The organism is Streptomyces sp. OfavH-34-F, assembly GCF_022347745.1.
In the GTDB taxonomy this organism is placed as follows: domain Bacteria; phylum Actinomycetota; class Actinomycetes; order Streptomycetales; family Streptomycetaceae; genus Streptomyces.
Genome location: NZ_JAKRGC010000067.1, coordinates 1 through 25,825, shown reverse-complemented (window position 1 = coordinate 25,825; position 25,825 = coordinate 1). Strand labels below are relative to the sequence as shown.

Genomic DNA, 25,825 nt, shown 5'->3' with positions numbered 1-25,825 from the left:
GCGGACGGCCGGGCGCAGGCTCGTGGCCGGGTGCCCCGCCGATGCGCGCAGTGCGGGCACGGCCGCGGCCAGGACGGACAGGGCGAGCGCGATGGGCACGGCCGCGGCTGCCCGCAGGGGCGAGACGCCGAGGCCGGCCGGTCCGGCGAGCAGCAGGGACAGGAGCGCGCCGAGGCCCCCCGCGACGAGGCCGAGCAGCGCGGTCTCGCCGATGACGAGCGCGGTGATCCGGGAGCGGGACCAGCCCAGGCAGGCCAGCACCGCGAGTTCCCGTCTCCGGTCCCGTACGGCGGCGGACGCGGAGTTGACGAGGAACAGGGCGCAGACCCCGAGGACCAGCCCGAACAGCAGCAGGCTCTTGCGGTCGGCCGCTTCGACGATGCGTGCGGCGACGCCCTTGCGTGACCAGCCCTCGGACAGGGCGAGTTCCGGACGCCCGTAGTCGCCCGCCGACAGGTGGACGGTGCGGGGGGCGGGGGAGGATCCCATGGTGAGGTCGACACCGAGCCCGGTCTCCCTGCTGATCCGCTCGGCGACGAGCCGGACGCGCTCGCGGGAGCGCGCGTCGGTCCCGGTGACACCGTCCACCCGGACCCGGATCGCGGAAATGGGCGCCGCGGCCTGTTCCGACGAGGGGTCCAGGACGCGGGGGAGCGCGGCCAGCGTGGTCAGGAGCTGGGGCGGAGTGGCGAGGTAGCCTCCGGGGTTGGAGTTCGGCAGCAGCGCCCGGCCGCCCAGCAGCCGGCGCGAGGCGGTGTCCGCCCCGGTCGCCGCGACCGGCTGGTAGGTCTCCATCGGGACCTCGGACAGGGCGGAGAACTCGGTCAGCCGCTTCGGGTCGTACGTGCCCACGGCCAGCCCGTCCCCCTGCCAGTCGCCCGCCCGGAAATCGGGTGCCTGGTACTCGGGGACGCGGACGAGCGGCCGCTGTTTGCCGTCCCGCGCCAGCCACGGGGTGGGCCAGCCGGTGTGGTTGTCGTTGGCCCACAGCGTGTCGATGTCGGCCCGGACCTTCCGGGGCGTCAGGCTGCCGTCCGCCCCGGTCCGGTAGGAGGGCGCTCCCGACTGGATGATCCGGTACAGGTCCGCGCCCCGGCGGTTCTTCCCGTAGACCGCGTCGACGGTGTAGGGGACGGTGGCGACCCGGACGCCCTTCTTCGCGGCGATCACCGTGTCCAGGGCCTTGTGGGCGCGTCCGGCGAGGCCGACCGGGCCCGCGGGTGAGCGGGACACGGTCGCCGACATCTGTTCGTCGACCTGCGGAGCGGACGACATCAGGAGCGGGACCGCGGCGCTGGACCGGCCGTTGCCCGACGGCCGGGCGACCGAGGTCTCCTTCCGGCGCAGGTAGCGGCCGGAGACGACCGCCTTGTCGAGGCCCACGAGCTTCGCCTCCTGCGCCGGATCGACCGCCGCGAGCAGCATCGACACCGGCCAGGAGATGTTCACGGTCAGCCGGCGCGAGGTGCCCGACTCCAGCCGGAACGTTCCGCCGTCGGTCAGGTGGGCGACGTAGAGGCCGCCGCGGCCACTCGCCGACCGGGCGATGGAGCTGTCCGTGGGGCAGATGGGTACGGAGCGGCCGTCCGGCAGCACCTCGAGGGGCGGCGGCGAACTCTCCGGGTCGTCGCAGACGGCCAGCGCCTTCTTGACGTCGAAACCGTTGGCGTACGACGGGGGCGGGGCCTGCCAGGAGGGGTCGGCCCTCTCGCGCTCCGGGTCGAGGTGGAAGTCGGGCCACACCACCCGGTTCTTCGTCACGTAGACGTAGTTGGGCAGATCGTCGTCGAGCGTGCTGAGCCCGCGGTCGGTGTGCCAGGTCGGCTTCACGGTGATCAGCTGCTGGGTACGCGCCCGGTCCACCTGGGCCGTGACATCGACGGCGACGCGGCTGTTGTCGAGCACGTACCCGACCATGGCCACCGGCGCCGACACGTCCACCCCGGACATCCGCGCGATCCGGGCCTGCTGGGCCAGGGTGATCCCCCCGAACTGTCCGGACAGGAAGTTGGGCCGGACCAGGCCCTGACCGCTCTCCTGCGCCGTACGCGACCCGGCAGGCCGGACCAGGATGTCGTACGCGCCGCGGAAGTTGTCGTTCACGGTCCCGGTGGTGCGCAGCTGCGAGGTCTCGGCGGTGGACGTCAGGAGCGTGAAGCCCGTCGTCGCGGCCAGCACCCCCGCCACGAGCGCCAGACTCCGCCCGGTCCGGTGCCGAATCTGACTGAAGGCGGTGCGCAGCACCCGGTCCTCCTTGGGGAAGGCCGGTGCACGGACGCGTCGGCCGCGTCCGTGCACCGGCAGTCGGATCACGGGTCAGTAGCAGGCTTCGCCCGTGTTCTCCCAGCCGTTGCAGAACGAGCTGTCCCAGCACTGATTGCGCTGGATCTTGCCGTTGTAGCAGCGGTACTTGTACCACCACACGGCCTCGCCCGTGACCTTGGGCGCCACCCGGTCCGCGAGCTTGTCCGCCATCTTCCGGAACGCGCGCATCACGCTCTCCTCTCCTCCGGCCGCGCACTGCGACCGGACGGTGAGGGACGCTAACTTCCGGGCCTACAGGGAACATCCAGGGCTGCGGGTATGCCGCGTGTATGCCCGGCTCCTAGGCTGCGGCCTTCCGTCCGGACCCGCCGGGCGGCGATGCGGCCGGGACCGTGACAAGGCCGGCAAGGGGGGTTCCGTGGCGTATCTCGTCGTCGCCTGCCAGGTGTTGACGGCCCTCACGTTCCTGGTGGCGGCCGTGGGAAAGCTCCGGTCGCGGGCCGGTTACGCGGCCTTCGTCGCGGAGCTCGGTTCCTGGCCCCTGGTACCCGCAGGTGCGCGGTCCGCCGTCGCGCGGACCGTGTCCACGGCCGAGGCGGCCGTCCCCCTCCTGATCGCCGTGCCGGCCACCCGCCGTGCGGGGGCAGCGGTCGCGGTGCTGCTCCTCGCCGCCTTCCTGACCGCCATGGTCCTGCTGCGCAGGCGGGGGGCCACCGCGCGCTGTGCCTGTTTCGGACGGCGGCCCGCGACGCTCGCCGCGCGCCATCTCGTGCGTACGGCCGTCCTGCTCGGCGCGGCCGCGACCGCGTTGCCCGGCCAGGGAGCCGGCGCTCCGGCCGGTCCCGGCGGAGCGCTGATCGCGGCCGGGTTCGGGGCGATCGGAGCGCTCGTCGCCGTGACCCTCGACGACATCGCCGAGGTGCTCGGGCGGCCCGCCCCGGCCCCCGGAGCCTCCCCCATCCCAAGGAGCTGACATGTCCCTCATGGGCGCTGCGGTCGCCCTCGTCGGAGCGATCGCCCTGCTGAACCTGACCCTGACCTACGGGCTGATCCGCAGGTTTCGCGCGGGGGCCGTGCCGGGCACGCCGGGCGGCCCCGGTGACGGCCACGGAGCCGGTACGGCCCCGACGGCCCAGGACTTCACGGTCGTCACCACACAGGGCCGTACGGTCGGCCGGAACGACCTGCCCGACGGGGTGCTCGTGGCCTTCTTCAGCACCGGCTGCCCGCCGTGCGCCGCGCTCCTGCCTCGCTTCGTCGCCGCCGTACCCGGCCTCGGGCTGCCCGCCCCGGCCGTGCTCGCGGTCGTCGCGCCAGGGCCGGAGGACGGGGAGTACGCGCGTGCGCTGGAACAGGTCGCGACGGTCGTGACCGGAGAGGACGCGGCGGTGGTGGCGGAGGCGTTCGGCGTCGTCGGCTATCCCGTCGTGTGCAGGCTCGCCTCCGACGGTACGGTGACGGGCGCTGAGCACGAGCTGATCGCCCCGGCCGCCGCGGCCGCCTCGTGAAACCGCCGGCACGTCCCCTGGGGACCGTACTGGGCCTGGCCCTGCGGTTCGCCGCGCCGCAGTTGGCCGGGGTCGTCCTCGTCACGCTGGCCTGCGCCCAGATCCCGGTCGTCGTCGCCTGGTTGATGAGCGCGATCCTGGACGCCCTCGCCCAGGACGGCGCCACGTCCGCGGACGTCACGTGGCCGGCGGTCGCGACGGCGCTCGCGGGCCTGGCACTCACCGTGCTCCCGCACGTGGAGACGCTGCTGCGCGGCGAACTCTCCCGCCGGGTCGCACTCGCCGCGCAGGACCGCCTCTACTCGGCGGTCAACGGGTGGAGCGGGATCGGCCGGTTCGAGGACCCCGCGATGCTGGACCGGCTGCGGCTGGCACAGCAGTGCGGGCAGCAGGCTCCGCCGCAGGTGGTGATGGGCGTCATGGGACTGCTCCAGGCGGTGGTCACCGTCCTCGGATTCCTCGGCTCGCTCGCCCTGGTCAGCTGGTGGCTGGTGGGGGTCGTCACCCTCGCGGCGGCGCCCGCGCTCGCCGTGGAGCTGCGGATGGCCCGCGTCTGGGCGGACACGGAGCTGCGGGTGACACCGCTGGAGCGCCGCGAGTGGTTCTATTCGAACCTGCTCGCCAGTGTGAAGGCGGCCAAGGAGATCCGGCTGTTCGGCACGGGTGATCATCTGCGGGCCCGGATGCGGAGCGACCGCCGGGCGATCAACAAGGCACACCGGGCCACCGAGGTGCGCAACGCCCTCCTCCAGGGCTTCCCGGCGGCCCTGTCCGGCACCATCGCGGCCCTGGGTCTGCTGTGGGCTGTGCGCGAGGCCGCGCGCGGGGCGATGTCGGTGGGGGAGGTGTCGCTCACCGTCGCCGCGATGGCATCCGTGCAGGGCAGCTTCGGCACCGCCGCCGCGCAACTGGCGGTGGTACGCCGCAGCCTGCTGCTGTTCGCACATTTCACGGAGGTCGTCCAGGCCCCGCCGGACCTGCCGGTGCACCAGCCGGCCGCCGTACCCGCCCGGCTGAGCGGAGCCATCGAGCTGCGCGACGTCTGGTTCCGGTACTCCGACCGGCACGACTGGGTCCTGCGGGGAGTGAACCTCACCGTTCCGGCCGGTTCGACGCTGGCCCTGGTCGGTGACAACGGGGCCGGGAAGTCGACCCTGGTGAAACTGCTCTGCCGGTTCTACGACCCGACCCGCGGCGCGGTCCTCTGGGACGGGCAGGACATCCGTACGTTCCCCCCGGCCGAACTGCGCCGCAGAATGAGCGCGGTCTTCCAGGACTTCATGCGTTACGACGTGTCGGCCGCCGAGAACATCGGGCTCGGGGACGGCGAGGACGCCGCACACCGACCGGACCGCATCCGGGCGGCAGCCCGGCGGGCGGGCGCCGACGGCCTCCTGACGGGACTGCCGCGCGGGTACGACACCCTGCTCAGCCGGGCCTTCACCGAACCGTCGGCCGACGACGGGGAGCCGGACGACGCGGACCGGGGGGTGGAGCTGTCCGGGGGCCAGTGGCAGCGGGTCGCGCTGGCCCGATCGCTGCTCCGGGAGGACCCCGATGTGCTGATCCTCGACGAACCGGCATCCGGCCTCGACCCGCAGGCGGAGGACGAGGTCCGCCAGGCCCTGCGCCGCCACCGCCGGGGCCGGACGAGCATTCTCGTGTCGCACCGCCTCGGCACCGCACGGGAGGCCGACCTGATCGTGGTGGTCCGGGCCGGCCGGGTGGTCGAACAGGGCAGCCACGACGAGCTGATGGCAGGAGCCGGCCGGTACGCCGACCTCTTCGCACGCCAGGCCGCCGGCTACCGGGAGTCGGAACCGCTCGGGTCCGCCGGGTCCGCCGGGTCCGGCACGCAGTGGACGGAGCGGGTATGACGGTGTGGGTGGCGACCGTGGTCGTCGCGGCCACCGGCCTCGTGCTCGGCGGTCTGGTGCTCGCCGGGGTGCGGGTGCGCCGCAGCCGGCTGCGGGTAACGGTCGCCGGAGAGAGCATGGCGCCCGCGCTGCGCCCCGGCCAGGTGGTGATCGCCCGCCGGGTGACCGGCCCCGGCGGACTGCGGACCGGGGACGTGGTCGTCCTCGTCAAGCCCGAGTGCCCCGGTGAGTGGCGGTGGCCGGAGCCCGGTCCGGTGAGTGGCGGGGCATGGCTGCTGAAGCGGCTGGCCGCGCTGCCCGGCGATCCGGTGCCGCCGGGGGTGGCCCGCGCCCTCGGTGTGTGCGGGGTCGTACCGGAGGGCGCTGCCGTGGTCCTCGGCGACAACACGGCGGCGAGCGTCGATTCCCGCGACTTCGGGTTCGTCCCGGTGGACCGGCTGATCGCTCACGTGCCCGCCGAAGCGCATGAGGACGCTAGGAGGCGTTGAGCGCACGGTGCAGCCGGTCCAGCTCGATGCCCGGCCGTGCGCCGAGCTGGTCGCGGAACGCGCGGACCGCGGCCTGGTAGCTGTCGCTGACTCCGCCCGGCTCGCCCAGGCTGTGGTGGGCCCGCATCCGCAGAGCCCAGCCCCTGTCCCGCAAGGGGTCCGCGGCGAGCAGGGCGTGCAGCTCCCGCAGCGCGGACCGGGGCTCGCCCGCCTCCACGCAGGACTCGGCGAGGTCCTCGATCACACGCCTGCGCTCCTCGTCCAGATGGTCCAGGGGGCCGGCGGGCCAGCCGTGGCGCGGCACCCCCTCGGCGGCCACGCCGGTGGTCCACAGGGCGAGCGCCTGTCCCAGCAGCGGGGCAGCCTGCTCCGGGTTCCCGTCGTCCAGGGCGCGCCTGCCCTGGGCGGCCAGCCGCATGAACCGGTGATGGTCGCAGTGCTCCTCGGGCACGAGGAGTTCGTACCCGCCGGGGCGGGACAGGAGGGAGGCCGCGCCGTCCGTGTGCCGGCGCAGCGCGCTGACATGGGTGCGGATGTTGGCCACCGCCGACCGCGGCGGTTCGCCGTCCCAGAGGGCGTCGGCGATCCGGTCCAGCGAAACGGTCCGGTTCGCCTCCAGTAACAGGGCCACCAGCAGAGCCCGCGGTTTCGCTCCGGGGACCTCTTGGCCACCGATCCGGACCTTGCCGAGAATCCGGAACGGACCCGGCCGGCTCGTGCCTGCGTACACACCCACCCCCCCGTGCGCCGCCACCCGTCCCCGGTGGCGCGACGTGGACAGCATCCCCTGGGCAACATGCCGTTTCAACAAGTTTCATGCAATTGCAGAAATATTTTGCTGCGGGCCGGCCCGAGGCAGGCCCGGAACATGACGAAGGGCCCGATCCGTGTGAACGGATCGGGCCCTTCATGCTTCAGGGTGAGTAACGGGACTCGAACCCGCGACATCCTGGACCACAACCAGGTGCTCTACCATCTGAGCTATACCCACCGCGTCCGGTCTTTCCGACCGGCCGAGAAAAAGTGTACAGGGTCCGGGAGGGTGCTCGCGCACTCATTTCCCGGCGGTGGGTCACGGCCCCCGCGAGGGCCGTGACCAGGGGGTTCAGCCGCGGGGCGCGGAGACCCGTGCCGCGACGGCCCGCGCCTGCTCCGAGTCCGGGCCGGGCTGCGGGACGAAGACCGCCTCCCGGTAGTACCGCAGCTCCGTGATGGAGTCGCGGATGTCCGCGAGCGCCCGGTGGTTGCCGTTCTTCTCCGGACTGTTGAAGTACGCCCTCGGGTACCAGCGGCGGGCCAGCTCCTTGACCGAGGAGACGTCGACGATCCGGTAGTGGAGGTAGCCCTCCAGGAGCGGCATGTCGCGGGAGAGGAAGCCGCGGTCGGTCCCCACCGAGTTCCCGCACAGCGGGGCCTTGCCGGGCTCCTTCACGTGCTCGCGGACGTAGGCGAGGACCTGCTCCTCGGCGTCGGCCAGCGTCGTGCCGCCGGCCAGCTCGTCGAGGAGGCCCGAGGCGGTGTGCATCTGCCGCACCACCTCGGGCATCGTCTCCAGCGCCGCGTCCGGCGGGCGGATCACGACGTCCACCCCTTCGCCGAGCACGTTCAACTCCGAGTCGGTGACCAGGGCGGCCACCTCGATGAGTGCGTCTTCCGTCAACGAGAGCCCGGTCATCTCGCAATCGATCCACACCATGCGGTCGTTCATGCGCTCCACCCTACGGGGCGCTCCGTTGTCCGGGCAGGGCCGGGCGGCCGCCGGCGAACATGTCGGCGGACCCCTTCCCGTGGTCCGGACGGGCCGCGTCCAGGGGTGAGGACGCGGCGGCGGACGGACCGGTGACGGCGGCCCGGCGGCTGCCGGCGGAGCCCTGGACGGGCACCGCCACCTCCGTCACCGCGACCGGCTCCGGCGCCCCGCCCTGCGGACGGCGGGCCCGGTAGGCGGCCCGGTACGCGGCGGGGGAGGAGCCGAGCTGGCGGCGGAAGTGCCCGCGCAGCGCGACCGGCGAACGGAAGCCGCAGCGGCCCGCGACCTCGTCGACCGAGTAGTCCGACGTCTCCAGGAGGCGCTGCGCCTGGAGCACCCGCTGGGTGATCAGCCACTGCAGCGGCGCGCTTCCGGTGAGCGAGCGGAACCTGCGGTCGAAGGTCCGCCGGCTCATGTAGGCGCGCGCGGCGAGCGTCTCCACGTCGAACTGCTCGTGGAGGTGCTCCAGCGCCCAGGCCACGACCTCGGCGAGCGGGTCGGACCCGATCTCCTCCGGTAAAGACCTGTCCAGGTAGCGCTCCTGGCCGCCACTGCGCCGGGGCGGCACGACGAGCCGGCGGGCCAGTGCCCCGGCGGCCTCCGTGCCGTGGTCCGAGCGGACTATGTGCAGGCAGAGGTCGATGCCGGCCGCCGTGCCGGCGGAGGTGAGCACGTCGCCGTCGTCGACGAACAGCTCGCGCGGATCGACGTGCACCGACGGATAGCGCTTGGCCAGCGTCGGCGCGTACATCCAGTGCGTGGTCGCGGGGCGGCCGTCCAGCAGCCCGGCGGCGGCCAGTACGAAGGCCCCGGTGCACAGCCCGACGATGCGGGCGCCCTCCTCGTGGGCGCGGCGCAGCGCCTCCAGGGCCTCCAGGGGCGGCGGCGAGGTGATCGAGCGCCAGGCGGGCACCACGACGGTGCCGGCCCTGCTGATCGCCTCCAGCCCGTAGGGCGCGGTCAGTTCGAGGCCACCGGTGGTGCGCAGGGGCCCCTCTTCCCCGCTGCACACGAGCAGCCGGTAGCGCGGAACGCCCGCGTCCTGGCGGTCGATTCCGAACACCGACAACGGGATGGAGCTCTCGAAGATGGGGCCACCGCTGAACAGCAGTACGGCGACGACTTCCCGGCGTCGTCGTCCGCCCAGCTTCCGTACAGCCTCCGTTGCGGTGGCGGAGTCCTGGCTCATGACGCTAAGCCCCCCTCGGTGTTCGCGTCTTCCTGGTCCTTGCGGGCCTGTCGCACCTGCACATGTCCCCTCGGTCGTGCACGAGTCCCCGGCCTTCGACGCCCAAGATCGAATCTACTGCGTCCCGTGGTGCCGTCGTGACAAGTTCACCAACCGGCTCATTGTCGACAAGGCAACCTGGCGGGAAGCGTTCGATCACGAAGCGTTTCACTCACAGGTCGTGCAGGGAAGTGCGCCCGGCGTTCATGGCCCGTCCCCGTTGGGCGGAAGCGTACCGCGCGGTCTCTTCCTGCCTGGTGGCAAGGGGGTTGATCGGCCATTTCGACAAGGAATCGACCGGTCCCAGAAGTTGGCTGAAAATGTACGGTCGCGTGTGCGGAAATCAGTCGTTCTACCGGCGCACGACCCAGGGCGCCCATGCGACCCCGTGCGCCCCCTCGCTGGGCGGCCCGGCCCCCGGGCGGGTCCGGCGCGCCCGGCGGCGCGGCGGCCGGGGAACGGCCGCCGGATGCCGTCCACCGGCCACGGCCGCCATCAATCCGCGCGGTCGGTTCCGGATGGCCCGCCGCGCCGGCCCGGCTCCCCCGGAAGGGTGGGTTCCGGTACGCCGGGACGACGCCCGCACCGGCCCCGCGAGCGCCCTCCCGCCGGGCGCCGCAAGGGCCCCGGGCGGTGGCCGGTACGTCGGTGTACGGGGCAACCGGCATTGCCAGACGGGCCCGGTCTCGGGCATGCTCCGAAAAAAGCCGCATGCGCCGGGTACGGCGCGGGCAACGGAGGAATGGGGCCGTACCCTTGGGGGTAAGGGGTGGGGAAGATGATTCCCGGACACCACCACACCGCCCGCTGACGCACCTTCCACGTCGCTCTCCTCACGAGGACCCTCTTCGCCGAGACACCGATGGCCGGTCACGAAATCCCCGAACCCGCGGACCGCAAGCAGGTAGCCGACCCCGTGTCGGACCCGCTGGCGGCCGAACAAGAGCGCCGTCCCTGCGATCCCGCCTTCCGGCATGGGGTCGTCGTCGGCTTCGACGGCTCGACCTCCAGCGAGCGGGCCCTCGCCTACGCGATCGGCATGTCACGCCGGACCGGCTCCGGTCTGATCATCGTGCACGTCGCCAACCGGCTGCCGACCACGGTCTGGGCGGGCTGCGAGCCCCCCGTCTTCGTGGACGTCCCGGACCACCGCACCGAGGTGCTCGGCCTCGAACTCGCCTGCGCGGACTACCTCGCGGAGGTGCCCTGGGTGCTCGTGGAGCGCGGCGGCGACATCTGCCACGAACTGGAGGAGGTCGGCCGGGAGTACTCCGCCGACGCCATCGTCGTGGGCTCCACGCACGGTCTGGTGGGCAAGCTCTTCGGCTCGGTGGCCGGCCGGCTGGCCCGCCGCGCGCAGCGCCCCGTCGTCGTCATCCCGTAACGGCCCGGCCCCGGTCCGTGACGGGCCCGCCGGCGCGTTCGCGCCAACTCCGCGTACACGACAGCGGCCCCGCCGTCACCTGACGTGACCGCGGGGCCGCTCCGTGCGACGGGGGCGTGGTGCCTACTCGACCGTGACGGACTTCGCCAGGTTGCGCGGCTTGTCGATGTCCCGGCCCATGGCCAGCGCCGTGTGGTACGCGAAGAGCTGGAGCGGGATGCCCATCAGGATCGGGTCCAGCTCGTTCTCGTTCTTCGGTACGACGATGGTGTGGTCGGCCTTCTCCTGGACCTGGTGGGCCACGGCGAGGATGCGGCCGCTGCGGGCCTTGATCTCCTCCATCGCGGCGCGGTTCTTCTCCAGCAGGTCGTCGTCCGGCACGATGGCGACGGTCGGCATCGCGGGCTCGATCAGCGCCAGCGGGCCGTGCTTCAGCTCGGAGGCGGGGTACGCCTCGGCGTGGATGTACGAGACCTCCTTGAGCTTCAGCGACGCCTCGCGGGCCACGGGGTAGCCGCGCACCCGGCCGATGAACATCATCGACTTCGCGTCGGCGTACTCGGCGGCCAGCCGCTTGATCTCCTCCTCGCCCTTCAGGATCTCGCTGATCTGGGCGGGCAGCTTGCGCAGGCCCTCGATGATCCGCTTGCCGTCCGCCACCGACAGGTCCCGGATGCGGCCCAGGTGCAGGGCGAGCAGCGCGAAGGCGACCACGGTGTTGGTGAAGCACTTGGTGGAGACCACGCACACCTCGGGCCCGGCGTGCACGTACGTGCCGCCGTCGGCCTCGCGGGCGATCGCCGAGCCGACGACGTTGACCACGCCCAGCACCCGCGCGCCCTTGCGCTTCAGCTCCTGGACCGCCGCCAGCACGTCGTACGTCTCGCCGGACTGGGACACCGCGATGTACAGCGTGTCGGGGTCCACGACCGGGTTGCGGTAGCGGAACTCGGAGGCGGGCTCGGCGTCCGCGGGGATGCGGGCCAGCTCCTCGATGAGCTGGGCGCCGATCTGGCCCGCGTGGTACGAGGTGCCGCAGCCGAGGATCTTGATGCGGCGGACCCCGCGCGCCTCGCGGGCGTCCAGGTTGAGGCCGCCCAGGTGCACGGTGGAGAACCGGTCGTCGATCCGGCCGCGCAGCACCCGGTCCACGGCGTCCGCCTGCTCGGAGATCTCCTTGTGCATGTACGTGTCGTGGCCGCCCATGTCGTACGACTCGGCCTCCCACTCCACGGTGGTCGGCGTGGCCGTCGTGGTCGAGCCCTCCGTGGTGTACGTGCGGAAGTCGTCGGCCTTGAGGGTGGCCATCTCGCCGTCGTCGAGGGTGACGACCTGGCGGGTGTGGGCGACCAGGGCGGCGACGTCGGAGGCGACGAACATCTCCTTCTCGCCGATGCCGAGGACGACCGGCGAGCCGTTGCGGGCCACGACGATGCGGTCGGGGAAGTCGGCGTGCAGGACGGCGATGCCGTAGGTGCCCTCGACGGAGCGCAGCGCCTCGCGGACCTTCTCCTCCAGCGTCGCGGCCTGCGAACGGGCGACCAGGTGGACCAGCACCTCGGTGTCGGTCTCGGAGAGGAACTCGACGCCCTCGGCGGTCAGCCGGGTGCGCAGCTCGGCCGCGTTGTCGATGATCCCGTTGTGGACGACGGCGACCCGGCCCGAGGCGTCGAGGTGCGGGTGGGCGTTCTCGTCGCTGGGGGCGCCGTGGGTGGCCCAGCGGGTGTGGGCGATCCCGGTCGTGCCGGCGAAGCGCTTGGGCACGCGGGACTCCAGCTCGCGGACCCGTCCCTTGGCCTTGACCGCCTTCAGCACGGCGGGCTTCCCGGCCGCGGGCTTTCCGGTGATCACGAGGCCGGCGGAGTCGTAACCGCGGTACTCCAGCCGCTGCAGGCCCTCCAGCAGCAGCGGGGCCACGTCACGCTTTCCGATGTATCCGACGATTCCGCACATGAAGAGTTCTGTCCTCCGTCGTGAAGTTGGGGTGTCCGGCCGGGGGCGGCCTCAGCCGTAGACGATGCGGCGCAGCTGGCGGAGCGAGAGCTCCGGCGGCGCGACCGCGCGGTGCGGCAGTTCGGCCGCGATCCGCTCGAAGATCTCCGCGTTCACCAGGCCGCCCGCCTGCAGTTCGCGGTGGCGGCGGCGGACGAAGACTTCGGTCGTCTCGTCGAAGTACGCCAGGACGTCGAGGATCACCCGCGCGGCTTCCCCGCGGGGCAGCGCGGTGCTGCGCACCACGTGGTCAATGAGGTCGTCGTACGACGAGCGGCGTTCGAGCACCCGTCGATATTGCGGCCGAAGGGGTTCGAGCGCAACAATCCTGCCCGATTTCGGGCAGGGAGGGGCGTTAGTGGTCCTCTTTTCTCTGACTTGGGCGGATTGCGCGAGGGTGGGGCGGGGGTGCCCGGAGGGGTGCGCGCGGCAGTGGTCGGAGCCAACGGGGTGAAGTACCGCATACGGCGCAAAACGCCCCCGAGGCGCCTGGGTGACCAACGCCGGGAAGTGGTCTACACCTTGACCATCCGTAAGGCGCGCGGTACGCATGGCGACGGTGCCGGGCCGATGAGCCCGGCGGCGCTCCCGAAGGAACCGGCAGAGTGACCCCGACGAAAGGGACCAGGCTTGTGAGACCGCACACGGCCCGGCGCAATGCTCTTCCCCGACTGCTCGGCTCGCTGCTCCTCATCGCGGCGGCAGGATTCTCCGGCGCGTGCGCCGTCCCCGAGGCGTCCGCCGCGGACTCCGACGCGGCCGCCCGGACGCTGAGACCCCTGGGCCAGGTGGTACCCGCCCCCGTCTCGGTCAGAGCCGGCGGCGACCCGTTCCTGCTCACCCCGGACGCCGGCATCATGACCACCCCGTCCTCCGGCGAGGCCCGCGAGATCGGCGAGTACCTCGCGGACGTGCTGCGCCCCTCCACCGGATTCGCCCTGCCGGTCACGGACAAGGACGCCGGCGGGGGCATCCGGCTCAGGATCGACCCGCGCGCCGGCGCCCTCGGCGCGGAGGGCTACAGCCTCACCTCCCGCAGCGACACCGTCACCATCACCGCCCGGAAGGCCGCAGGGCTGTTCCACGGCGTCCAGACGCTGCGTCAGCTGTTCCCGGCCCGGGTGGAGCACGACAGCCCGCAGAAGGGCCCCTGGCGCGTCGCCGGCGGCACCATCACCGACACCCCGCGCTACGCCTACCGGGGCGCGATGCTCGACGTCTCGCGCCACTTCTTCTCGGTGGACGAGGTCAAGCGCTACATCGACCAGATCGCGCAGTACAAGATCAACACCTTCCACATCCACCTCTCCGACGACCAGGGCTGGCGCATCGCCATGGACTCCTGGCCGAGGCTGGCCACGTACGGCGGCTCCACCGAGGTCGGCGGCGGGCCCGGCGGGTACTACACCAAGGCCCAGTACAAGGAGATCGTGCGGTACGCGGCGTCCCGCTACCTCGAAGTGGTCCCGGAGATCGACATGCCCGGCCACACCAACGCCGCGCTCGCCTCGTACGCCGAGCTGAACTGCGACGGGGTCGCGCCGCCGCTCTACACCGGCATCAAGGTCGGGTTCAGCTCCCTGTGCGCGGGCAAGGACGTCACGTACGACTTCATCGACGACGTCCTGCGCGAGGTGGCCGCGCTCACGCCCGGCCGCTACCTCCACATCGGCGGCGACGAGGCGCACTCCACGAGCCACGAGGACTACGTCACGATCATGGACCGGGCCCAGGCGGTCGTCGGGAAGTACGGCAAGACCGTGATGGGCTGGCACCAGCTCACCGGGGCCGACCCGGTCAAGGGGGCGGTCGCCCAGTACTGGGGCTACGACAAGACCAGCGCGGCGGACCGGCAGCAGGTGGTGGACGCGGCGAAGAACGGCACGAAGCTGGTGCTCTCCCCGGCGGACCGGATCTACCTGGACATGAAGTACACCGACCAGACCGAACTGGGCCTGAAATGGGCCGGGCTGGTCGAGGTCCGGCGCTCGTACGACTGGAACCCGGGGACGTACCTCGCCGGCGCCCCGGAGGAGGCCGTGCTCGGCGTGGAGGCGCCGATCTGGACGGAGACGCTGGACGACAGCGACGACATCGACGCGATGGCGTTCCCCCGGCTGCCCGGGGCCGCGGAGCTGGCCTGGTCGCCCGCGTCGACGCACGACTGGGACACCTACAAGGTGCGCCTGGCGGCGCTCGGGGAGCGGTTCACCGCCCAGGGCATCGACTACTACCGCTCGCCCCAGGTGCCGTGGCCGGCCTCGGAGACGAACGGGGGCTGACGCACCGCCGTCCGGCGGCCGGGCTCCGGCCGCCGGACGGGGAACGGCCGCGTCAGGCGACCTTCTTGGCGTTCTCGATGGCCTTCGCCAGGTCCTCCAGGATCGGCGCGCACTTGTCGTAGCTGTAGATCGGCTCCGTCGTGCGGGGGATCACCTGGCCGGCCTTGACGGCGGGCAGCTGGTTCCAGGTCGGCCTGGAGGTCAGCGCCCCGGGCTGGAGGGCCGAGGAGCGGTTGTCCATCATGATGATGTCGGCGTCGTACTTGCCGACGTTCTCCCAGCTCAGGCTCTCGAAGAAGCCCGCCTTGTCGACCTTGGGCTCGACGAACTTCACGCCCAGCTCCTGGAAGTACAGGGTGTCGGCGGACATCTTCGCGAGCGAGACGTAGAACAGGTCCTGGCTGGCCGAGCCGACCATGACCCGGATCTCCGGCTTGGACTTGGCCGCGGCGCGCAGCCGGGCGGCGGCCTTCTCGAAGCGGGCCTTCGCCGCGGTGACCGCGGCGGACTTCACGTCGGCGCCGAGCGAGGCCGCCAGGTCCTCGTGGCGCTGGATGGCCTTGGGGACGGTGGTCTCGGCGGCCCACAGGGCGACGCTCGGGGCCAGCTTCAGGATCTTGTCCTTGGACTGGTCCGGCACGTACCAGAGGGCGTCCTTCTCCCACATCGCCGTGACCAGCAGCTCCGGGCCCAGCTCCGCGTACTTCTCGACGTTGAACTCGCCCCAGACGTTGCCCAGGATCTCGACCTTGTCGATGTCCAGGTCGCCGGCCTGGACGTCGGGCTTGCCGTCCTTGGTCTTGGTCGGCCCGAAGACCGCCTTCACCTCGACGCCGTAGTCGTGGAGGGCGGCGGCGACGCCGGTGAAGGCGACGATGTTCTTCGGGACGGACGCGGCCTCGGCGACCTTGCCCCGGTCGTCCGTGAACTTCCACGGCCCGGCGGCCGCGCCCTTGTCCTTGGAGGCGGGGGAGTCCTTGGAGTCGCCGTCGCCGCCGCAGGCCGCGAGCACGGCGCCGAGACCGACGGCTCCGCCCATGGCCAGCAGGCCGCGGCGGGTGGGACGGGACACGCGTGAGGAGCTCATGACGGAATCCGCTTTCGTACGCGCCGGAGACCGGCAGGTGACACGATTAAGGGAAGGTTAGCCTAACCTCATCCGTGCTCCGTACGCCGGTGCCCGTCCGTCTGCGTGCCCGCCCCTCCGTGTGCCCGTCCGCGTGCCCGTCCGTCAGGCGTGCCCGCCCGTCAGGCCTGGAGGCCCAGTTCGCGGGCGATCAGCATGCGCTGCACCTCGCTGGTGCCCTCGCCGATCTCCAGGATCTTGGAGTCCCGCCACATCCGGGCCACCGGGTACTCGTTCATGAAGCCGTAGCCGCCGTGGATCTGGGTCGCCTCGCGGGCGTTGTCCACGGCCACGGTCGAGGAGTACAGCTTGGCGATCGCCGCCTCCTTCTTGAACGGCTCGTCCGCCAGCAGCCGGGACGCCGCGTCCCGCCAGCCGATGCGGGCCATGTGCGCCCGCATCTCCATGTCCGCGATCTTGAACTGGATGGCCTGGTTGGAGCCGATCGGCTTCCCGAAGGCGTGCCGCTCGGCGGCGTACTTCACCGACTCGTCCACGCAGCCCTGCGCCAGGCCCGTGGAGAGCGCCGCGATGGCGATGCGGCCCTCGTCCAGGATGCGCAGGAACTGCGCGTAGCCCCGGCCCTCCTCGCCCAGCAGGTTCTCCAGCGGGACGCGGACGTCGGCGAAGGACAGCTCACGGGTGTCCGAGGCGTTCCAGCCGACCTTGGAGTAGGGGGCGGCCACCGTGAAGCCGGGGGTGCCGGACGGGACGATGATGGACGAGATCAGCGGGGCGCCGTTCTCCTTGCGGCCGGTCACCGCCGTCACCGTCACCAACTCGGTGATGTCCGTACCGGAGTTGGTGATGAAGCACTTGGACCCGTTGATCACCCACTCGCCCGCCGCCTCGTCGCGCACGGCCGTCGTCCGGGTGCCGCCCGCGTCCGAGCCGCCGTCCGGCTCGGTCAGGCCGAACGCGCCCAGCGCCTCGCCCGAGCACAGCTTCGGCAGCCAGCGCCGCTTCTGCTCCTCGGTGCCGAAGCGGTACACCGGCATCGCGCCCAGCGACACCCCGGCCTCCAGCGTGATCGCCACCGAGGAGTCCACCCGGGCCAGCTCCTCCAGGGCGATGCCGAGCGCGAGGTAGTCGCCGCCCATCCCGCCGTACTCCTCCGGGAACGGCAGCCCGAACAGGCCCATCCGTCCCATCTCGCGCACGATCTCGTACGGGAACTCGTGCCGCTCGTAGAAGTCGCCGATCTTGGGGGCGACGACGTCGTGGGCGAACTCCTCGACGGTGCGCCGCAGTTCCTCGTGCTCGGCGGTCAGCCGGTGGTCCAGGGACATGGGACGTTCTCCTTGTGGGATGTCACTGCGCCGCGAGTGCGCGGACGGTGCGGGAAGGGCTGGGTCGGCCCAGATGTCCGGCGAGCCACACGCTGGTGGCGGTCAGCTCGCCGAGATCGACCCCGGTCTCGATGCCGAGGCCGTCGAGCATCCACACGAGATCCTCGGTGGCCAGGTTTCCGGTCGCGCTCTTCGCGTACGGGCAGCCGCCGAGGCCGCCGGCCGACGCGTCCACCGTGGACACGCCGTGGCGCAGCGCGGCCAGGGTGTTGGACAGGGCCTGCCCGTACGTGTCGTGGAAGTGCACCCCGATCGCGTCGGTGGGCACACCGGCCTCGTTCAGCCCGGTGAGCAGGGCCTCCACGTGGCCGGGGGTGGCGACGCCGATGGTGTCGCCGAGGGACAGCTCGTCGCAGCCGAGGTCCATCAGCGCCTTCGCGACCCGGACGACCTGCGGCACGGGCACGGCGCCCTCCCACGGGTCGCCGAAGCACATCGACAGGTACCCGCGCACCCGCACCGCCTCCGCCCGGGCGCGGGCCACCACGGGCGCGAACATGGCCAGCGACTCGTCGACCGTCCGGTTGAGGTTGCGCCGGGCGAAGGTCTCCGTGGCGGAGCCGAACACCGCGATCGAGCGGGCGCCCAGCGCCAGCGCCCGGTCCAGCCCGCGCTCGTTCGGCACGAGGACCGGCAGCGACACGTCGCCCACGTCCGCGATGTCGCCGAGCAGCGGGTACAGCTGCTCCGCGTCGGCGAGTTGGGGCACCCACTTGGGGTGCACGAAGCTCGTCGCCTCGATCGTGGTCAGCCCGGCGACGGCGAGGCGGCGGATGAACTCCGCCTTCACCTCGGTCGGGACGATCCCCTTCTCGTTCTGCAGGCCGTCGCGGGCGCCCACCTCGTGGATGCGGACCCGGGCGGGCAGACCGTCGGCCGGGACGGTCATCGGCAGGGCGCGGTCGGCGGTGCTCACGCGTCCTCCCCGGCGGCCGGGGTGACGACGGCCAGCACCTGGTCCATCGCCACTGTGCTGCCCGCGGTGACGTCGAGCGCGGTGACGGTGCCGGCGTGGGGCGCGGAGATGACGTGCTCCATCTTCATCGCCTCCACCACCAGCAGGCTCTGCCCGGCGGCGACCTCGTCCCCGACGGCCACCTTCACCACGGTCACCGTGCCGGGCATGGGCGCGGCCAGTGTGTCGGCGCCGGAGCGGGCGGCGCCGCTCAGCGACGCCTCGACGGGGTCATGGTCCCGGACGTGCCAGCTGTCGCCGTCCCGGCCGAGCCAGTGCCCCTCCGGGGAGGCGGCGTACGCGAACACATGCGTGACCCCGGCGAGTTCGAGGGCGATGCGGCCGTCACCGGCCGACAGCGTCCTGGCCTTCTCCGCCGTACCCGGCAGCGGTCCGAGCGGCCCGCAGGCGCCGGACTCCGGGGCGGGCGGGGCCGCGCCCTCGCCGACGTGGCCGAACGTCAGCTCCGTGTCCCCGCCGCCGCACGGCCGCAGGCCCACCTGGACCGGGTCGTGGCCGGGGATGTGGAAGTCGTACACCGTCCGGGCCGGGGTGCCGCCCAGCCGCCAGCCGTCACCGGCCGAGAACGGGTCGGCCCAGGTGCCGGGGGCGGGGCGGGCGGCGGCGGTCGCGGTGTGCCGCCGCAGCAGCGCGGCGGCCGCGTACACCTCCTCCGGTACGCCGTCCGGCACCAGCGCGTCCACCTCGCGCTCCACCAGGCCCGTGTCCAGCTCGCCCGCCACCACCGCCGGATGGGCGAGCAGCCGGCGCAGGAAGCCCGCGTTGGTCGGCACGCCCAGGACGACGGTGTCCGCGAGGGCCACCCGCAGCCGGCGCAGCGCGGTCGCCCGGTCGGGGCCGTACGCGATGACCTTGGACAGCATCGGGTCGTACAGGCTGCCGACCTCGCCGCCGTCGCCGAGCCCCGAGTCGGTGCGCACCCCGCCGCCCTGCGGTTCGTGGAGCGCGAGCACGGTGCCGCCCGAGGGCAGGAAGCCGCGTCCCGGGTCCTCGGCGCACACCCGGGCCTCCACGGCGTGTCCGGTGAGCGTGATGCCGTCCTGCCCGTACGGCAGCGGCTCACCGGCCGCGACCCGCAGCTGCCACTCGACCAGGTCCAGGCCGGTGACCAGTTCGGTGACCGGGTGCTCGACCTGGAGCCGGGTGTTCATCTCCATGAAGTAGTACGAGGACGGGTCGCCGCCGGGCACGATGAACTCCACCGTGCCCGCGCCGACGTATCCGCAGGAGCGGGCCGCCTGCACGGCCGCCTCGCCCATCGAGGCGCGCGTCGCCTCGTCGAGCAGGACGGACGGCGCCTCCTCGATGATCTTCTGGTGCCGGCGCTGCAGCGAGCACTCGCGCTCGCCCAGGTGCACCACGTTGCCGTGGCCGTCGGCCAGGACCTGGATCTCGATGTGGCGCGGCCGGTCGATCCACCGCTCCACCAGCAAGGTGTCGTCGCCGAAGGAGGCGCGGGCCTCGCGCCGGGCCGCCGCGATCTCGTCCGCGAGCAGCGCCGCGTCCCGCACGAGCCGCATGCCCTTGCCGCCGCCGCCCGCCGAGGGCTTCAGCAGCACCGGCATGCCGATCCCGGCCGCCGCCTCAGCCAGCGCCTCGTCGCTCAGCCCGCTGCCCGAGGAGCCCGGCACCACCGGGACGCCGGCCGCCGCGACCGTCTCCTTGGCCCGGATCTTGTCGCCCATCAGCGAGATCGCGGCCGCGGGCGGCCCGATGAAGACGAGCCCCGCCTCCGTGCACGCCCGGGCGAACGCCGCGTTCTCCGCGAGGAAGCCGTAGCCGGGGTGGACGGCCTGCGCGCCGGTGCGGCGGGCGGCCTCCAGGAGCCGGTCCGCGCTCAGGTAGCTCTCCGAGGCGGGCGCGGGGCCGATCCGGACCGCCGTGTCGGCCTCGCGCACGTGCCGCGCGTCGGCGTCCGCGTCGCTGAAGACGGCGACGGAGCGCACGCCCAGCTCGCGCAGGGTCCGGATGACCCGGACCGCGATCTCGCCCCGGTTGGCGACGAGGACCGTGTCGAACATCGTCATCTCTTCCTCACATCCGGAAGACGCCGAAGCCGGCGTCGCCCAACGGGGCGTTGGCGCACGCGGTCAGGGCGAGGCCCACCACCCGGCGGGTGTCCAGCGGGTCGATCACCCCGTCGTCCCAGAGCCGGGCCGTGGCGTAGTAGGCGTTGCCCTGGGTCTCGTACTGCTCGCGGATCGGCGCCTTGAACGCCTCCTCGTCCTCGGCGCTCCAGTCGTCGCCCAGCTGGTCGCGCTTGACCGTGGCGAGGACGGAGGCGGCCTGCTCGCCGCCCATGACCGAGATCTTCGCGTTCGGCCACATCCACAGGAACCGGGGGCTGTAGGCCCGCCCGCACATGGAGTAGTTGCCCGCCCCGTAGGAGCCGCCGACCACCACGGTGAGCTTGGGGACGCGGGCGCAGGCGACGGCGGTGACCATCTTCGCGCCGTGCTTGGCGATGCCGCCGGCCTCGTAGTCCCGGCCGACCATGAAGCCGGAGATGTTCTGCAGGAACAGCAGCGGGATGCCGCGCTGGTCGCACAGCTCGATGAAGTGCGCGCCCTTCTGGGCGGACTCGGAGAAAAGGATGCCGTTGTTGGCGACGATCCCGACCGGGTGCCCGTGGATGTGGGCGAAGCCGGTGATCAGCGTCTGGCCGTACTCCGCCTTGAACTCGGCGAACCGGGAGCCGTCCACCACCCGCGCGATCACCTCGCGCACGTCGTACGGGGTGCGCGAGTCGACGGGGACCGCGCCGTACAGCCCGGCCGGGTCCACCTTCGGCTCCTCGACCGGCCGCACCGACCACGGCAGCGGGGCCCGGTCCGGCAGCGTCGCCACGATGTTCCGCACGATCCGCAGCGCGTGCGCGTCGTCCTCCGCGAGGTGGTCGGTGACGCCCGAGGTGCGCGCGTGCACCTCGCCGCCGCCCAGCTCCTCGGCCGTGACCACCTCGCCGGTGGCCGCCTTCACCAGCGGCGGGCCGCCCAGGAAGATCGTCCCCTGGTCGCGGACGATCACCGCCTCGTCGCTCATCGCCGGGACGTAGGCCCCGCCCGCCGTGCACGAGCCGAGCACCGCCGCGATCTGCGGGATGCCCGCGCCGGACATCCGGGCCTGGTTGTAGAAGATCCGGCCGAAGTGCTCCCGGTCGGGGAAGACCTCGTCCTGCAACGGCAGGAAGGCGCCGCCCGAGTCCACCAGGTACAGGCAGGGCAGCCGGTTCTCCAGCGCCACCTCCTGGGCCCGCAGGTGCTTCTTCACGGTCATCGGGTAGTACGTGCCTCCCTTGACCGTGGCGTCGTTGGCGACGATCACGCACTCGCGCCCGCTGACCCGGCCGATCCCGGCGATCACCCCGGCGGCCGGGGCGGCGCCCCCGTACAGCCCCTCGGCCGCCAGCGGGGCCAGCTCCAGAAAGGGCGAGCCGGGGTCGAGCAGGGTGTCCACCCGCTCGCGGGGCAGCAGTTTGCCGCGCGCCACGTGCCGGGCACGGGCCTTCTCACCCCCGCCCAGCCTGGCCGTGGCGAGCCGCTTGCGCAGCTCGTCCGTGAGCGCGTGATGCGCCGCCTCGTTGGCCTGCCAAGCCTCCGAGGCGGGATCGGCCGCGCTCGCCAGCACCGGTGCCTGCTGCATCGTGTCGAGCCCCCTTGCCCGTACCGCGGTGTTCCTGAGCGTCCACGCCACCTTGTTAATGAGCGTTAACGTTGCTACAGGTTAACGAGCGCTAACCCGCCTGTCTAGAATGGCTGCTCATGAGCACCCATGCCGCCGCCCGCGTCGCGGCCCCCACCCGCCGCGAGCAGATCCTCCGGGAGGCCGCCCGCCTCTTCGCCGAGCGCGGCTTCCACGGCGTCGGCGTCGACGAGATAGGGGCCGCCGTCGGCATCAGCGGCCCCGGTCTCTACCGGCACTTCCCCGGCAAGGACGCGATGCTCGCCGAGCTGCTCGTCGGCATCAGCGAGCGGCTGCTGGCCGGCGGGAAGCTCCGGGTGTCCGAGGACGCCGCCTCCGGCGACGGATCGCCGGAGGCCCTGCTGGACGCGCTCATCGAGGGCCACATCGACTTCGCCCTCGACGACCGCCCCCTGATCACCCTGCACGACCGCGAGCTGGACCGCCTGCGGGACACCGACCGCAAGCGGGTGCGCCGGCTCCAGCGCCAGTACGTCGAGGTGTGGGTCGCCGTCGTCCGCGACCTCTACCCGGACCTCCCCGAGCACGAGGCCCGCGCCGCGGTCCACGCCGTATTCGGCCTGCTCAACTCCACCCCGCACCTGGGGCGCCCCGGTGCCCTGCCGGGCCGTGCGGAGACCGCCGCACTGCTGCACCGGCTGGCCCGGGGCGCCTTCGCCGCGGCCGGACGGCCCGCCTAGGGCGTGTTGTGAAAGTCCCGCCTGCCGGACGCCGTCCGGCCCGCCCTCCGGGCGGACGGCGCTACTTTCAAAACACGCCCTGGCCGGCGCCCTCCCGGGTGGACACGGTGACCCGGTCGACCCGCATCGGGTGGCCCGGCCGCGTCGCGGGGCCCGGCTCGGCGCCGTCCGCGGCCGGGAGCGCCCCGCCCATCGCCACGTTCAGGATCAGGAACTGGCCGCGCGACAGCGCCTCGTCCCACGCCTTGCGGCCCGTCGTGGCCGCCGTCACCCGGTGGTAGACACGGTCGTCCAGGTACCAGCGGATCTCCTCGGCCCCGGGGGTCGCGTCGACCTCCACCGCGTACGTGCGGAACGCGCCGCGGCAACCCGCGCACGTCTGCCGGGGCGAGGTGAGCCCCACCGGTTCCCGGCAGGGGCCGCCGGCCGGCGTCCCGCAGTGCAGGGTGCCGAACACCGCGTCGCGCCCGTTGACGGACTCCATGACGTCGATCTCGCCGGTGGCCGGCCAGCCGGTGTACCCGTCGCGCAGCTCGGCGCCCATCGTCCAGAACGCCGGCCAGTAGCCCGCGGCCGCCGCGCCCGACACGTCCGGCAGGGCGATTGACGCCTCGATGCGCAGCACCCCGCCGGGCGGCGGCGCGAAATCGGAGCGCCGGGACTCGATACGGCCCGAGTACCAGCGGTCGTCACGCCGCGTCGGCACGATCTCCAGGGCCCCCTCGCCGTCCAGCCGCACATTGTCCGTGGAGTCCGTCATGGTCTCGATCTCGCCCGTGCCCCACTGCGCGGCCGGGCAGCCGGGGTAGCAGGTGCCCGTGTCGTACAGCCACCGCGAGGCGGCCGGGCGGCTGCCCGCCGGACCGTCGAACGTCTCGTCCATCAGGGTGGTCCAGCCGCCGGACGCCCGGCCGCCCCCGCCCCCGCCCCCGTCCAGGCCCGCTGCCTCGGTGAGGAGCCGTTCGAGGCGGGGCGCCAGGACCACGGCGGCCACATCGGTCAGATGGGAGTCGTCGCGGTAGAGCAGCACCCGGTCCAGGACCGCCGGGCACGTGGGACCGGCCGGCGGGCACAGTACCGGGTTCACCGAGACGGTCCGCACCCCCGGCAGCTCGCCGGCCGCCGCCTTCCGGGCCAGCGGGTCGGGCCACCGGGACTCTTTCCGGTCGAAGGCGCAGGCCCCCGGGTCCGCGAGGTGGCCGGAGACGCAGGCGGGGACGTCGCGGCCGGGGACCGGGGTGTCCTCGATGTACACGATCGGCACCCCGAGGGCCCGCAGCGGTTTCAGCGTCCGCTCCCAGCCCCTGACCAGCGCGCGTTCGTCGTCGGTGTAGCGGTTCAGCGAGGAGACCACGATCAGCCGGGGCCTGGGCCCCTCGGCCAGCCGGGCCAGGCTGTCCTTCCGCCAGGTGTCGCACTCGTGGTACGTCCGCCCCAGCTGCGGGTTCACCACCGGCAGCTCCGGCAGCGGGCAGCCCTGCTTCACCAGTTCCTGGAGCGCCCAGCCGCGCCGGGCGGCCAGGCCGAGCAGCGGCGAGAACCACTGCCCGGCGTGCGAGTCGCCGAGCAGGACGACCCGGTCGGGGCTGTCCACCGCCCCGAACAGGCAGGGCGGGCTGCTCGTCACCGCCGGGGCGACCTCGCACTCCCCGTCCGGCGGGAAGCTCTTGCGGGCCTGGACCGGGTTCGGCACGACCGGCCCGTCGGGGGCCGCCGCCCCGGCGCGGGACAGCAGGGTGGGGCCGGTGACCGCGCCCGGCGGCAGGCCCTTCAGGTCCACCGGGGTGGCCGGACCGAGCAGCCGCAGCGTGGTGGTGCCGACCACCAGGGCCAGGACGACCGGGATGACGACGGCGGCGACGCCCAGCGCGAGACCGCGCCGGGGCAGCTCGGCGACCGTGCGGTTGTGCCGCAGCGGCTTCTCGACCCAGCGCCGGGTCGCCAGGGCGGGCAGCACCGACACGGCCGTGAGCGCCACCCGGACCGGCCAGTCCAGGACGCCGTAGCGGGCCTCGGCCAGCACGAGCACCGGCCAGTGCCACAGGTACAGCGTGTACGACAGCCGCCCGACCGCACGGGGTCCGCGCAGCCCGAGGAGCCGCCCGACGCCGTACCGCGAGGGCGTGCCGGGGCCCCGGCCGGGCGCCCCCGCGAGCAGCACGGCCGCCGTCCCCAGGGTCGGGGCGAGCGCCGCGTAACCGGGGTACGGGGTCGAGGCGTCGTACCGCAGCACGCACCACACCAGCACCCCCGCGCCCGCCCAGCCGCACAGCAGCCGCAGCACCCGCGGGCCGGGCACCAGGTGCCAGGGCAGCAGCGCCAGCAGCGCCCCGGCCCCGAACTGCCAGACCCTGGACGGCGTGCCGAGGTACGCCAGCGAGACGGAGTCATCCGTCCAGCGCAGCGCCAGGGCGAAGGAGACCGCCGTCAGCACGGCGGTGACGGCGACGGCCACCGGCCGCAGCGCCCGGCCCCGGCGCACCGCGCGGGCGGTGAGGGCGGCCAGCAGGGCGAGCAGCGGGCCCCAGCACAGATAGAACTGCTCCTCCACGGCCAGCGACCAGAAGTGCAGCAGCGGGCTCTCGTCCTGACCGGCCGCCAGGTAGTCGGTGCGCTGGTGGATGAAGCGCCAGTTGGCCACGGACAGGGCCGCCGCCACGACGTCGTTCTCCAGGTCGGTGCGGCGCAGCGGCACGGTCAGCCAGGCCCCGGCCGCCGCGACCGCGGCCAGCACCACGGCCGCCGAGGGCAGCAGCCGGCGGGCCCGGCGCGAGAAGAACTCGCCCAGCCGGACGCGGCCGGTGGTGACGGCTTCCCGGACCAGGAGCCCGGTGATCAGGTAGCCGGATATGACGAGGAAGACGTCCACGCCGACGAAGCCGCCGGCCAGCCCCGGTACGGAGGCGTGGAAGGCGAGGACGGCCAGCACGGCGAACGCGCGCAGCCCCTCGATGTCGGGACGGAAGGGGCCCCGGTGGGCGGGCCGCGAGGCGGACGCGGGTGAGGAAGCGAGTACGGAGGCGGGACGGCCGGGCCGCCGGGTGGCGGTGGCGGAAGTGGGCATCGCGGGTGAGGGCCTTTCAGCTCAGCCAGGGCAGCATGGGGTTGACCCAGCCGGACGCGAGCAGTGCGGTGAGTACGAGCGTGGCGGTGACCGCCAGCCCCTCCGGCCAGCGCCGGGGCAGCACCGCGGCGCGGGCGCCGCGCGGGGCGCGGAC

At 73.2% G+C, this 25,825-nt stretch carries 20 protein-coding genes and 1 tRNA gene; 7 read left to right on the top strand and 14 right to left on the bottom strand.

Features of this window, described 5'->3' with window-relative positions:
• Both MHW47_RS13335 and MHW47_RS13330 read right to left on the bottom strand, forming a co-directional pair.
• Positions 1-2,244 (bottom strand): FtsX-like permease family protein (locus tag MHW47_RS13335; protein ID WP_239223148.1); only part of this gene is annotated, 2,244 nt, incomplete at its 3' end.
• Between the two features lie 72 nt (positions 2,245-2,316).
• The gene (locus MHW47_RS13330) at positions 2,317-2,493 is read right to left on the bottom strand and encodes a hypothetical protein (protein WP_239223147.1); all 177 of its coding nucleotides are present in this window, start codon (positions 2,491-2,493) and stop codon (positions 2,317-2,319) included.
• 190 nt (positions 2,494-2,683) lie between these two features.
• Here MHW47_RS13330 and MHW47_RS13325 point away from each other — a divergent pair, with 190 nt between their 5' ends.
• The 4 genes from MHW47_RS13325 to MHW47_RS13310 are packed head-to-tail and all read left to right on the top strand — an operon-like array spanning position 2,684 to position 6,138.
• Entirely contained in the window at positions 2,684-3,238 is a 555-nt protein-coding gene (locus MHW47_RS13325; RefSeq protein WP_239223146.1) for a MauE/DoxX family redox-associated membrane protein, read from the top strand.
• 1 nt (position 3,239) lies between these two features.
• A complete protein-coding gene (locus MHW47_RS13320) occupies positions 3,240-3,773 on the top strand; it encodes a redoxin domain-containing protein (RefSeq protein WP_239223145.1) in 534 nt (177 codons plus the stop codon).
• A complete protein-coding gene (locus tag MHW47_RS13315; RefSeq protein ID WP_239223144.1) occupies positions 3,770-5,650 on the top strand; it encodes an ABC transporter ATP-binding protein in 1,881 nt (626 codons plus the stop codon). The genes MHW47_RS13320 and MHW47_RS13315 overlap by 4 nt, the downstream gene beginning before the upstream one ends.
• Entirely contained in the window at positions 5,647-6,138 is a 492-nt protein-coding gene (locus tag MHW47_RS13310; RefSeq protein WP_239223143.1) for a S26 family signal peptidase, read from the top strand. Before MHW47_RS13315 ends, MHW47_RS13310 begins: the two co-directional genes overlap by 4 nt.
• Here the strand turns inward: MHW47_RS13310 and MHW47_RS13305 are convergent.
• From MHW47_RS13305 to MHW47_RS13290, 4 genes are all read right to left on the bottom strand, one after another.
• On the bottom strand, positions 6,125-6,769 hold the full coding sequence (locus MHW47_RS13305; RefSeq protein ID WP_239223141.1) for an AfsR/SARP family transcriptional regulator: 645 nt from the start codon (positions 6,767-6,769) through the stop codon (positions 6,125-6,127). The two genes, MHW47_RS13310 and MHW47_RS13305, sit on opposite strands and share 14 nt — an antisense overlap.
• Before the next feature lie 287 nt (positions 6,770-7,056).
• A tRNA-His gene (locus MHW47_RS13300) sits at positions 7,057-7,129 on the bottom strand.
• Between the two features lie 114 nt (positions 7,130-7,243).
• A complete protein-coding gene (orn, locus tag MHW47_RS13295) occupies positions 7,244-7,846 on the bottom strand; it encodes an oligoribonuclease (protein ID WP_239223139.1) in 603 nt (200 codons plus the stop codon).
• 10 nt (positions 7,847-7,856) lie between these two features.
• Positions 7,857-9,077, bottom strand: a complete 1,221-nt coding sequence (locus MHW47_RS13290; RefSeq protein ID WP_239223137.1) for a helix-turn-helix domain-containing protein — start codon at positions 9,075-9,077, stop codon at positions 7,857-7,859.
• Between the two features lie 901 nt (positions 9,078-9,978).
• Between MHW47_RS13290 and MHW47_RS13285 the strand changes: the two genes are divergently transcribed.
• The gene (locus tag MHW47_RS13285) at positions 9,979-10,500 is read left to right on the top strand and encodes a universal stress protein (protein WP_239223135.1); all 522 of its coding nucleotides are present in this window, start codon (positions 9,979-9,981) and stop codon (positions 10,498-10,500) included.
• Between the two features lie 123 nt (positions 10,501-10,623).
• Here the strand turns inward: MHW47_RS13285 and glmS are convergent, their stop codons facing one another.
• Positions 10,624-12,453, bottom strand: a complete 1,830-nt coding sequence (gene glmS / locus MHW47_RS13280; protein WP_239223133.1) for a glutamine--fructose-6-phosphate transaminase (isomerizing) — start codon at positions 12,451-12,453, stop codon at positions 10,624-10,626.
• A gap of 51 nt (positions 12,454-12,504) precedes the next feature.
• Positions 12,505-12,780 (bottom strand): hypothetical protein, encoded by a 276-nt coding sequence (locus MHW47_RS13275; protein ID WP_111331378.1) that lies wholly within the window; start codon positions 12,778-12,780, stop codon positions 12,505-12,507.
• 344 nt (positions 12,781-13,124) lie between these two features.
• On the opposite strand from MHW47_RS13275, the gene MHW47_RS13270 reads away from it, so the two are divergent.
• On the top strand, positions 13,125-14,774 hold the full coding sequence (locus MHW47_RS13270; RefSeq protein ID WP_308381603.1) for a beta-N-acetylhexosaminidase: 1,650 nt from the start codon (positions 13,125-13,127) through the stop codon (positions 14,772-14,774).
• Between the two features lie 52 nt (positions 14,775-14,826).
• On the opposite strand, the gene MHW47_RS13265 is transcribed toward MHW47_RS13270, so the two are convergent.
• The 5 genes from MHW47_RS13265 to MHW47_RS13245 form a co-directional block, all read right to left on the bottom strand.
• Positions 14,827-15,813 carry an ABC transporter substrate-binding protein gene (locus MHW47_RS13265; protein WP_374230086.1) on the bottom strand — a complete coding sequence of 329 codons (987 nt, stop codon included), beginning with the start codon at positions 15,811-15,813 and terminating at the stop codon, positions 14,827-14,829.
• 209 nt (positions 15,814-16,022) lie between these two features.
• Positions 16,023-17,189, bottom strand: coding sequence for an acyl-CoA dehydrogenase family protein (locus MHW47_RS13260; RefSeq protein WP_239223129.1), 1,167 nt, complete (start codon positions 17,187-17,189; stop codon positions 16,023-16,025).
• Between the two features lie 22 nt (positions 17,190-17,211).
• A complete protein-coding gene (locus MHW47_RS13255) occupies positions 17,212-18,138 on the bottom strand; it encodes a hydroxymethylglutaryl-CoA lyase (RefSeq protein ID WP_239223150.1) in 927 nt (308 codons plus the stop codon).
• A 23-nt stretch (positions 18,139-18,161) separates the two neighbouring features.
• Positions 18,162-20,246 (bottom strand): acetyl/propionyl/methylcrotonyl-CoA carboxylase subunit alpha, encoded by a 2,085-nt coding sequence (locus MHW47_RS13250; RefSeq protein WP_239223149.1) that lies wholly within the window; start codon positions 20,244-20,246, stop codon positions 18,162-18,164.
• Between the two features lie 13 nt (positions 20,247-20,259).
• Positions 20,260-21,867 (bottom strand): carboxyl transferase domain-containing protein, encoded by a 1,608-nt coding sequence (locus MHW47_RS13245; protein WP_239223127.1) that lies wholly within the window; start codon positions 21,865-21,867, stop codon positions 20,260-20,262.
• A gap of 119 nt (positions 21,868-21,986) precedes the next feature.
• Between MHW47_RS13245 and MHW47_RS13240 the strand changes: the two genes are divergently transcribed.
• Positions 21,987-22,607 (top strand): TetR/AcrR family transcriptional regulator, encoded by a 621-nt coding sequence (locus MHW47_RS13240; protein WP_239223125.1) that lies wholly within the window; start codon positions 21,987-21,989, stop codon positions 22,605-22,607.
• A gap of 67 nt (positions 22,608-22,674) precedes the next feature.
• On the opposite strand, the gene MHW47_RS13235 is transcribed toward MHW47_RS13240, so the two are convergent.
• The gene (locus tag MHW47_RS13235; RefSeq protein WP_239223124.1) at positions 22,675-25,671 is read right to left on the bottom strand and encodes an acyltransferase family protein; all 2,997 of its coding nucleotides are present in this window, start codon (positions 25,669-25,671) and stop codon (positions 22,675-22,677) included.
• Between the last annotated feature and the right edge of the window lie 154 nt (positions 25,672-25,825).